Here is an 8,858-nt window from a genome sequence, read left to right as displayed (position 1 = left end):
CGGCACCGCCGTACGGCGGTGCCGGACGGGCGGCGGGCAGCCCGCGCTCATCCCCTCGACGTCCCCCACCTGTTTCAATACAGGTGTGATCGAATTCGTGATCGATTGTGTGGTGCTCGGCGTCGTCGGTTCTCTCATCGGCATGCTGATCCGCCGCAGACACCGGCAGCGGTCGGCGCGGGCAGCCGACGGAGCACCGGCCGGGATCCCGTGCATGATCAAGCGGGCGTCCCACGGCAACCGCTGGCGCCCCGGGCGGCTGCTGATCCACGCGAAGCCCCTGACCTGGCGCCCCGCCTACGGCAGGTCGGCGGTCGTCCTCCCCGACGATCTGCACCGGACCGCGGTGCGCGCCGTGTCGACACGTGAGGGTCTGGTCATCAATCCGGGTTCCCGGATCGTGGAGTGCGCGTCGTCGGACGGGACTGTCCTGATCGCGGTCATGCCGGTGGATCTGGAGCAGGTGACGGGGGCCCTGAGCGCCGCATAGCCCACCGTGCCGCCGTACCGATCGGGATCGGACCCCGCGCGCGCTCGACCGGCTCCCCGGCTCACCCGTCCACCGGCTCCAGGAACTCCAGCCGGTTTCCCGCCGGGTCGTAGGAGTGGAAGCGCCGGTGCCCCGGCAGGCCGGCGTCCCAGTGCACCGGCGCGCCGTGTGCCTCCAGCCGTTCCGCGAACGTCTCGATGCCCGTGACGCGCAGCCCCGGGTGGGCCTTCTTCGCCGGACGGAAGTCGGCCTCGATGCCCAGGTGCAGCTGGACCGGTCCCGCCTGGAACCAGCAGCCGCCGCGGGCCGCCAGGACCGGGGGCTTGGGGAGTTCGGTCATTCCCAGGACGTCCACGTAGTACGTGCACAGGGCGGGCTCCGAGCCTGCCGGGGCCGCCAGTTGGACGTGGTCCACTGCGGCGATCATCACTTCTCCTTGTGGGCCACGGCGAAGATGCGGCGGAACGGGAAGACCGTGCCGTGCGGACCCTTCGGGTACGCGGTGCGCAGCAGGTCCTGGTATTCGGTGAGGAAGGCCTCGTGCGCCTCCGGGTCGTCCGCGAGCGCCGCCAGGACGGGGCGCAGGCCCGTGCCCTTCACCCAGTCGAGGGCGGCGTCCTCGCCCTGGAGGAGGTGGAGGTACGTGGTCTCCCAGACGTCCGCCGTGATGCCGGGGGCCGTCAGGGCGTCCAGATAGGCGGCGGGGCCGAGGACCGCGTCGGCGTGGCGCAGGACGCCGGCCAGGCGGGAACGCCAGCGCGGGGACTCCGCCAGTTCACGCATCAGGGTGTGGGTGGGCTGGTCGAAGTTGCCGGGGACCTGGAAGGCCAACGTGCCGCCCGGGGTGATGCCGTCCAGCCAGTCGGGGAAGCGGCCGACGTGGCCGGGAACCCACTGGAGCAGGGCGTTGGAGACGATCAGGTCGTACGGTTCAGCCGGCGTCCAGGTCGCCGCGTCGGCCTCGGCGAAGTCCAGGAGGGGTGTGGCGTGGGCACGGGCCCGCTCCAGCATCTGGGGGGAGTTGTCGTACCCGGTGATCCGGGCCCTCGGCCAGCGGGCCGCGAGGAGTGCCGTGACGTTGCCCGCGCCGCAGCCCAGGTCCGCAATGCGGGGCGTGGGGGCGGCCGGGGGGTCCGGGATGCGGGACAGGAGATCCTGGAACGGGCGGGTGCGATGGTCCGCGTGGCGCAGGTACTGCTGCGGATCCCAGGTCGGTGTCGTCATGGCAGCCAGGGTCCCCGCTAAGTATCTTGATGTCAAGACACTCGAATTCAAGAGACTTCATGTCGACAGACCCTTTACACTGATCCACATGGAGGACGAGGTTGACCGACTGGTCGCTGCATGGCGTCGCGAGCGCCCCGACCTCGACGTGGAACCGCTTGAGGTGCTCAGCCGCGTCTCGCGCCTTGCCCGTCACCTCGACCGGGCACGCCGGATCGCCTTCTCCGAGCACGATCTCGAGCCGTGGGAGTTCGACGTACTGACGTCGCTGCGCCGCGCCGGGGCCCCGTACCAGCTCTCCCCCGGCCAGCTGCTCACCCAGACGCTGGTCACCTCGGGCACGATGACCAACCGCATCGACCGGCTGACCAAGAAGAACCTCGTCGAACGGCTCCCCGACCCCAGCGACCGGCGTGGCGTGCTGGTCCGGCTCACCGCGGAGGGGCGCGACAAGGCCGACCAGTCGCTGGCCGGACTGCTCGCCCAGGAGCGCGCCATCCTCGGCGAGCTCTCCCGTCACCAGCGCGGCGAACTGGCCGGGTTGCTACGCCAGTTGACCGCCCCGTTCGACAACATTCCCGGATAGATCGGCCGGTCCGACACCGGCGCGTCGGGCCAGCGCCACCGCGGCCAGCGTCGAGTGCACACCCAGCTTCCCCAGCACGTTCTGCATATGCGTACGCACCGTGTGCGGGGAGAGATACAGCCGCTCCGCCACCGCCTTGCGGCCCAGCCCCGCCACCATGCAACGCAGCACCTCGCGCTCGCGCGGGGTCAGCGACTCGACCAGCTGCTCACTCTCGGTGCGGTGCTTGCGGGCTGCCGTCAGCTCGCGCAGAACACCGGTGAGCAGCGCCGGAGGCAGATGCGTCTCGTCGCGGAGCACCCCCCGGATGACCGTGAGCAGCCGCTGCAGCGAGCAGTCCTTGGCGACCCAGCCGGAGGCCCCGGCCTGCAGCGCCAGCGCGGCCCGGCGCGGGTCGTCCTTCTCGGCGAGCACCACCGTACGGACGGACGGCTGGCCCGAACGGACCCCGGCGACCAGCGAGATCCCGTCGACCGGGGCGTGTTCCCCGCTTCTCGGGGCGGGGACCGGCACCGGGCCGGGAACGGTACGTCCCCTGGCCGCCGGCAGGATGCCCAGTTCGGCATCGACGAGAATCACGTCGTACCTACGGCCTTCGGCGGCCGCGCGCTCCAGACAGCGAAGCGCGGCCGGGCCGCTGCCCGCCGCCGCCACCTCGACGTCCGGTTCCGCCGCGAGTGCCGCCGCGAGCGACTCGGCGAAAATGCGGTGGTCATCCACCACGAGAACCCGGATACGAACCACAGGTACCCCCACACACCATCTGCTCCGGGGCCACCCCAGGACCCCCCGAACGGAACGGACCAGTGCGGGCACGACGCCCGGAGCGATGAGGGTGAACCGCAGTTCTACGGCCGCCGCCGTATGCCGACTGCCACCCCGCCCCGGGCGTCGCGCCCGACTGTCTCGTACCCCTGAATCAGCACCGGCCCCCACCGGTGCTGTGCATCAGCGTACGGCCGGGGGCCCGGAGCGGAAGGCAATTCACAGAACTGATGGACCTCGGTGTTTAGGGTGTGGTTCATGTTTCGTCTTGAGACAGAAGTAGACAAAGAGCGTCGCCTTCTGCTGGGTGAGCGGTTGCATCACAGCAATACGGAATGTTCCCCGGAGCTCCGCGCACTCCTCGCCACCCCCGCCGAGCGCGAACTCCCGCTGGAGGTCTGGGCGATGGACGGCGACGGTGAGCTGGCGGGTGGACTGGCCGGGCGCACCTGGGCCTACTGGCTCCATGTGGATCTGCTCTGGGTCGACCCGCTCCACCGCGGTTCCGGCCTCGGCTCGCAACTGCTCGCCGAGGCGGAACGAGTGTCCGTGGTGGACCGCGGCTGCGCCCGCTCCCGGTTGGAGACCTGGGGCTTCCAGGCTCCGGACTTCTACCGGAAGCGGGGCTACGAGGTGATCGGGCAGGTCGACAACTACCCGCCCGGAGTCACCGAGTTCATCCTGACGAAGACCTTCACCCGATGCGACGGGCGCCTGCCGACGGGACCGCCGGGAAGACGCCGGGCGTCGCGTACCCGTGCGAGGTGAACGCCTCCAGCACCGACTTGGTGACCGCGTCCGCGCCCGCCTCGTCCACCAGCACGATCGCCGAACCACCGAACCCGCCGCCGGTCATCCGCGCACCGAGCGCCCCGGACGCGTTCGCCGTCGAGACCACCAGGTCCAGTTCCGGGCAGGAGACCCGCAGATCGTCGCGGAGCGAGACATGGCCCGCGGTGAGGACCGGTCCCGCCGCCCGCACCTCGCCCGCGTCGAGCAGTGCGATGACCTGCTCCACCCGCGCGTTGTCGCTGACCACATGACGTACGTACCGCACGACCGACTCGTCCGCGCCGGACTCGACGAGCGTGTCGAGCGCGGCGTCCAGACCCTCGTACGGAAGATCGCGCAGCGTCGCCATGCCCAGCGCCCGGGCGCCCGCCTCGCAGCCGGCCCGCCGTTCCGCGTAGGCACCGTCGCCCAGCGCGTGCTTGACCCGGGTGTCGACCACCAGCAGCTGGAGGCCGTGCGCGGCCAGGTCGAACGGGACCTGGCGCTGCGTGAGGTCGCGGGTGTCCAGATGCAGGGCGTGACCCTCGACGCAGCACGCCGACGCCATCTGGTCCATGACCCCGCACGGCACGCCGACGAACGCGTTCTCGGCGCGCTGCGCCAGCACCGCCAGCTCGGCTGCGTCCAGGCCGAGTCCGAAGAGGTCGTTCAGCGCGAGTGCGGTGACCACTTCGAGGGCGGCCGACGAGGAGAGCCCGGCGCCGGTCGGGACGGTCGAGGTCAGCTGGATGTCCGCGCCGGTGATCCGGTGGCCCGCCTCGCGCAGGGCCCAGACGACACCGGCCGGGTACGCCGCCCAGCCGTGGCCCTCGTGCGGTGCCAGCTCGTCGACCCGCAGCTGGACGACACCGCCCGGCACGTCGGTGGAGTGCAGCCGCAGCTCGCCGTCGGTGCGGCGGCCGACGGCCGCGCGCGCGGTGTGCGGCAGGGCGAGCGGCATCACGAAACCGTCGTTGAAGTCGGTGTACTCGCCGATCAGGTTGACCCGGCCGGGGGCCGCCCAGACCCCTTCGGGGGCGGTGCCGTACAGCTCGGTGAAAGCGGTGACCAGCTCAGCGTTGTCGGTCATGGGGTGGTGGGCTCCTCTCGGCGGGCGAACGTCCAGGCGTCGGAGACGATTCCGGCCAGGTCGGCGCGGGACGGCTGCCAGCCGAGCCGCTCCCTGGCGGTGGCGGCGGAGGCGACCAGCACCGCGGGGTCACCGGCCCGGCGCGGGGCCGCGGTCTCGGGGACCGGGTGACCGGTGACCTTGCGGACGGTCTCGATGACCTCGCGCACCGAGAAGCCGTTGCCGTTGCCGAGGTTGCAGATCAGGTGCTCGCCCGCGGTTGCCGCGTCCAGGGCGAGGAGGTGGGCCTCGGCAAGATCGGCGACGTGGATGTAGTCGCGTACGCAGGTCCCGTCGGGGGTCGGGTAGTCGTCGCCGTACACGGAGATCGACTCGCGCTGTCCGAGCGCGACCTGGAGCACGAGCGGGATGAGGTGCGACTCCGGGTTGTGGCGTTCGCCGCAACTTCCGTACGCACCCGCCACGTTGAAGTATCGCAGCGAGACCGCGGCCAGTCCGTGCGCGGCCGCCTCGCCGGTGATCATGTGATCGACGGCCAGCTTGGTGGCGCCGTACGGGTTGGTGGGGGCGGTCGGGTCGGACTCCGTGATGGGGCTGGAGACCGGCTCGCCGTAGGTCGCGGCGGTGGAGGAGAAGACCAGGGTGCGGACCCCGGCGTCGCGCATGGCGGCGAGCAGCGCGACGGATCCGCCGACGTTGTTCACCCAGTACTTCTCCGGGTCGGTGACGGACTCGCCGACCTGGGAGTACGCGGCGAAGTGCAGCACCCCGTCGTAGGAGGAGTCCAGCCAGCGGGCCGCGTCCTGGATGCGGCCCTCGATGAACTCGGCCCCGGCCGGGACACCCTCCCGGAACCCGGTCGACAGGTCGTCGAGGACGGTCACCGCGTGGCCGGCCTCCAGAAGATGCGCGGCAACCACGCTGCCGACATATCCCGCGCCACCCGTGACCAGGTACTTCTTCTGGGGCTTGCTCACGCGCTCGCTACCTCTCGCAGTCGCTGGGCCGCGGCCTCCGGCGGCACATCGTTGATGAACACGCTCATGCCGGATTCGGAACCCGCGAGGAACTTCAGCTTGCCGGAGGTGCGTCGGATGGTGAAAAGCTCGAGGTGGAGCCCGAACTCCTCACGTCCGGGCTCCCCGAACGGCGCCTGGTGCCAGGCCGAGATGTACGGCGTCGGCGGCTCACCGGGGCCGAAGATCCGGTCGAATCGCCTCAAGAGTTCCAGATAGATCTGTGCGAACTCTGTGCGCGCGGCGTCGTCGAGTTCCCGCAGGTCGGGGACGCGCCGGCGCGGGTGGAGGTGGATCTCGTACGGCCAGTGCGCCGCGTACGGCACGAACGCCACCCAGTGCTCGCCGGTCAGCACGATCCGCTCGCCGTCGGCCAGCTCGCGGGCCACGACGTCGTCGAAGAGGTTGCGGCCGGTCCGCTCGCGGTGCGCCTCCATCGAGCGGAGCATCAGCTCGGTGCGCGGGGTGACGAACGGGTACGCGTAGATCTGCCCGTGCGGATGGCCGAGCGTCACACCGATCTCGGCGCCCCGGTTCTCGAAGCAGAACACCTGCTTGACCTGCGGAAGCTCGGCGAGTTCGGCCGTGCGGTCGGTCCATGCCTCCAGGACCAGGCCGGCCTGCTCCTCGGTGAGGTCGGCGAAGGACGCCTCATGGTCGGAGGTGAAGCAGACGACCTCGCAGCGACCGGAGTCCCCGGCGAGCGAGGGAAAGCGGTTCTCGAAGACGGCCACGTCGTAACTGTCGTCGGGGATCTCGCTGAGCCGGCCGTCCCGGGACGGACAGAGCGGGCACTCGTCGGCCGGCGGGTGGTACGTACGCCCCTGGCGGTGCGAGGCGATGGCGACGCTGTCCCCGAGAAGGGGGTCGCGACGGACTTCCGAGGAGGTCGAGACGGCGTCGAGCGGCCGCCGGTCGACGGCATCCCTGACCACGTCGTCGCGGCTGTCGTAGTAGAGCAGCTCCCGGCCGTCGGCGAGCGTCGTAACCGTCTTCTTCACCAGGTTCCTCCAAACATAACCGAACACAACAAACCACAAGTCAACACACACGTCAATGGTGCTGCGACACCGCGTGTGACCTGCATCTCTTGTGAGGTCACGCCCGTTGGACCTGGACCTTTCTGCACATTCGATCACAATCAAACAAAGAACCCCAGGAAAACTGTTCATTTTTTGAACACAAGAGCGTAGGTTCCTTCGAGTTCAGTTCGCGCAACGAAGCGAGTACCCCCACATGCAATATCTGGCCGAAGGGCTCCGGCTCCCCACGAACGGGCTCGACTACACGATTCTGGCGATCTACTTCGTCGTGGTTCTCGGCATCGGCTTCGCCGCCAGGGCCAGTGTGAAGACCAGCCTCGACTTCTTTCTCTCCGGTCGGTCACTGCCTGCCTGGGTGACCGGTCTCGCGTTCGTCGCGGCCAATCTCGGTGCCACCGAGATCCTCGGCATGGCGGCCACCGGCGCGCAGTACGGTGTCGCGGTCGTCCACTGGTACTGGATCGGCGCCATCCCGGCCATGGTCTTCCTCGGCCTGGTGATGATGCCCTTCTACTACCGGTCGAAGGTCCGTTCCGTACCGGAGTTCCTGCTCCAGCGCTTCGACAAGTCCGCGCACCTGCTGAGCTCCATACTCTTCGCCTTCGCCGCGATCCTGATTGCGGGCGTCAACCTGTACGCCCTGTCGATCGTCGTGGAGGCGCTCCTCGGCTGGCCGCAGTGGGTCGCGATCGTCGTCGCGGGCCTCTTCGTCCTCGTCTACATCACCATCGGCGGACTCTCCTCGGCGATCTACAACGAGGTGCTGCAGTTCTTCGTCATCCTCGCCGCGCTGATCCCGCTCACCCTGCTGGGCCTCAAGCGCGTCGGCGGCTGGGACGGACTGACCGGCTCGCTGGAGAAGAGCCACGGCTCCGACTTCCTGTCCGCCTGGGGCGGTACGGGCATCGGTGACGCCAACCCGCTCGGCGCCAACTGGCTGACGATCATCCTCGGCCTCGGCTTCGTGCTCTCCTTCGGCTACTGGACAACCAACTTCGCCGAGGTGCAGCGCGCCCTGTCCGCGAAGAATCTGTCGGCCGCCCGGCGCACGCCGCTGATCGCCGCGTTCCCGAAGATCTTCATCGTCTTCATCGTGATGATCCCGGGCTTGGTCGCCGCCGTGCTCGTACCGAAGATCGGCACCCCCGGCTCGGACCTCACCTACAACGACGCCATACCGCTGCTGATGCAGGAACTGCTGCCCAACGGTGTGCTCGGCATCGCGGTGACGGGTCTGCTGGCCGCGTTCATGGCCGGTATGGCGGCCAATGTGTCGTCGTTCAACACGGTCTTCACGACGGACATCTGGGCGCGGTACGTGAAGCAGGGCCGGAGCGACGCGTACTACCTGCGCTTCGGCCGGCTCATCACGGCGGTGGGGGTGCTGGCCTCCATCGGCACGGCCTTCATCGCCGCCAGCTTCTCGAACATCATGAGCTACCTCCAGACGCTGTTCTCGTTCTTCAACGTCCCGATGTTCGTGGTCTTCATCATCGGCATGTTCTGGAAGCGGGCCTCGATGAAGTCCGGGGTCTGGGGGCTTGTCGCGGGCACCACCGCCGCGATGATCAACTACTTCTGGATCTACAAGCAGGGTGTCATAGACATCCCGACCGACCAGGGCGCCAACTTCGTCTCCGCGATCGTCGGCTTCGTCGCCGGTGCGGTCGTCATGGTCGTCGTCACGCTCTTCACGGCTCCGAAGCCCGAGGCCGAACTCGCCGGTCTGGTGTACGGAACCGAGTCCCCGGATGCGGTGGAGGCACCGGACGAGGGCGACGACGCCTGGTACCGCAAGCCGGCCCTGCTCGGCTGGGGCGCGATCGTCCTCGCCGCCCTCTGCTACCTGCCCTACTCGGTCTGATCGGAGGCA

At 69.4% G+C, this 8,858-nt stretch carries 9 protein-coding genes and 1 pseudogene; 4 read left to right on the top strand and 6 right to left on the bottom strand.

The annotated features are described in order from the left end of the window. Window positions 1-85 precede the first annotated feature (85 nt). Window positions 86-490: a hypothetical protein gene (locus tag ACFU6I_RS38130; RefSeq protein WP_384375837.1), complete on the top strand. Its 405-nt coding sequence runs from the start codon at window positions 86-88 to the stop codon at window positions 488-490. A 61-nt stretch (window positions 491-551) separates the two neighbouring features. On the opposite strand, the gene ACFU6I_RS38125 is transcribed toward ACFU6I_RS38130, so the two are convergent. Beyond that, the gene (locus tag ACFU6I_RS38125; protein ID WP_384375834.1) at window positions 552-917 is read right to left on the bottom strand and encodes a VOC family protein; all 366 of its coding nucleotides are present in this window, start codon (window positions 915-917) and stop codon (window positions 552-554) included. After that, complete coding sequence (locus ACFU6I_RS38120; protein ID WP_384375831.1) at window positions 917-1,714, bottom strand: trans-aconitate 2-methyltransferase; 798 nt, start codon at window positions 1,712-1,714, stop codon at window positions 917-919. The genes ACFU6I_RS38125 and ACFU6I_RS38120 overlap by 1 nt, the downstream gene beginning before the upstream one ends. An 88-nt stretch (window positions 1,715-1,802) precedes the next feature. Here ACFU6I_RS38120 and ACFU6I_RS38115 point away from each other — a divergent pair, with 88 nt between their 5' ends. Beyond that, window positions 1,803-2,300, top strand: a complete 498-nt coding sequence (locus ACFU6I_RS38115; RefSeq protein ID WP_345517702.1) for a MarR family transcriptional regulator — start codon at window positions 1,803-1,805, stop codon at window positions 2,298-2,300. Here ACFU6I_RS38115 and ACFU6I_RS38110 read toward each other — a convergent pair. Continuing rightward, on the bottom strand, window positions 2,259-3,044 hold the full coding sequence (locus ACFU6I_RS38110) for a LuxR C-terminal-related transcriptional regulator (RefSeq protein WP_384375828.1): 786 nt from the start codon (window positions 3,042-3,044) through the stop codon (window positions 2,259-2,261). The genes ACFU6I_RS38115 and ACFU6I_RS38110 overlap by 42 nt on opposite strands. Before the next feature lie 279 nt (window positions 3,045-3,323). Here ACFU6I_RS38110 and ACFU6I_RS38105 point away from each other — a divergent pair. Then, window positions 3,324-3,755, top strand: a pseudogene (locus tag ACFU6I_RS38105) (GNAT family N-acetyltransferase); the annotation flags it as partial. A gap of 4 nt (window positions 3,756-3,759) precedes the next feature. Here the strand turns inward: ACFU6I_RS38105 and galK are convergent. Genes galK through galT form a run of 3 tightly spaced genes read right to left on the bottom strand, consistent with a single transcriptional unit; the run spans window position 3,760 to window position 6,943 of the window. Next, the gene (gene galK / locus ACFU6I_RS38100; RefSeq protein ID WP_384375825.1) at window positions 3,760-4,926 is read right to left on the bottom strand and encodes a galactokinase; all 1,167 of its coding nucleotides are present in this window, start codon (window positions 4,924-4,926) and stop codon (window positions 3,760-3,762) included. Beyond that, window positions 4,923-5,903 (bottom strand): UDP-glucose 4-epimerase GalE, encoded by a 981-nt coding sequence (galE, locus tag ACFU6I_RS38095; protein WP_384375822.1) that lies wholly within the window; start codon window positions 5,901-5,903, stop codon window positions 4,923-4,925. The genes galK and galE overlap by 4 nt, the downstream gene beginning before the upstream one ends. Next, window positions 5,900-6,943: a galactose-1-phosphate uridylyltransferase gene (gene galT, locus ACFU6I_RS38090; RefSeq protein WP_384375819.1), complete on the bottom strand. Its 1,044-nt coding sequence runs from the start codon at window positions 6,941-6,943 to the stop codon at window positions 5,900-5,902. The genes galE and galT overlap by 4 nt, the downstream gene beginning before the upstream one ends. A gap of 235 nt (window positions 6,944-7,178) precedes the next feature. Between galT and ACFU6I_RS38085 the strand changes: the two genes are divergently transcribed. Further along, window positions 7,179-8,849, top strand: a complete 1,671-nt coding sequence (locus tag ACFU6I_RS38085) for a sodium:solute symporter family protein (RefSeq protein ID WP_384038677.1) — start codon at window positions 7,179-7,181, stop codon at window positions 8,847-8,849. The last annotated feature ends 9 nt before the right edge of the window (window positions 8,850-8,858 follow it).

The sequence above is a fragment of the Streptomyces sp. NPDC057486 genome, from assembly GCF_042802415.1.
GTDB lineage: Bacteria > Actinomycetota > Actinomycetes > Streptomycetales > Streptomycetaceae > Streptomyces > Streptomyces yanii.
Note: the sequence above shows the minus strand (reverse complement) of the source record. Positions and strands in the feature narration are given on the sequence as shown.

What these genes read in the sequence shown, in the direction of transcription:
- ACFU6I_RS38125 (WP_384375834.1), bottom strand. Translation starts at nt 917, where the DNA reads ATGATCGCCGCAGTGGACCACGTCCAACTGGCGGCCCCGGCAGGCTCG.
- ACFU6I_RS38120 (WP_384375831.1), bottom strand. Translation starts at nt 1,714, where the DNA reads ATGACGACACCGACCTGGGATCCGCAGCAGTACCTGCGCCACGCGGAC.
- ACFU6I_RS38115 (WP_345517702.1), top strand. Translation starts at nt 1,803, where the DNA reads ATGGAGGACGAGGTTGACCGACTGGTCGCTGCATGGCGTCGCGAGCGC.
- galK (WP_384375825.1), bottom strand. Translation starts at nt 4,926, where the DNA reads ATGACCGACAACGCTGAGCTGGTCACCGCTTTCACCGAGCTGTACGGC.
- ACFU6I_RS38085 (WP_384038677.1), top strand. Translation starts at nt 7,179, where the DNA reads ATGCAATATCTGGCCGAAGGGCTCCGGCTCCCCACGAACGGGCTCGAC.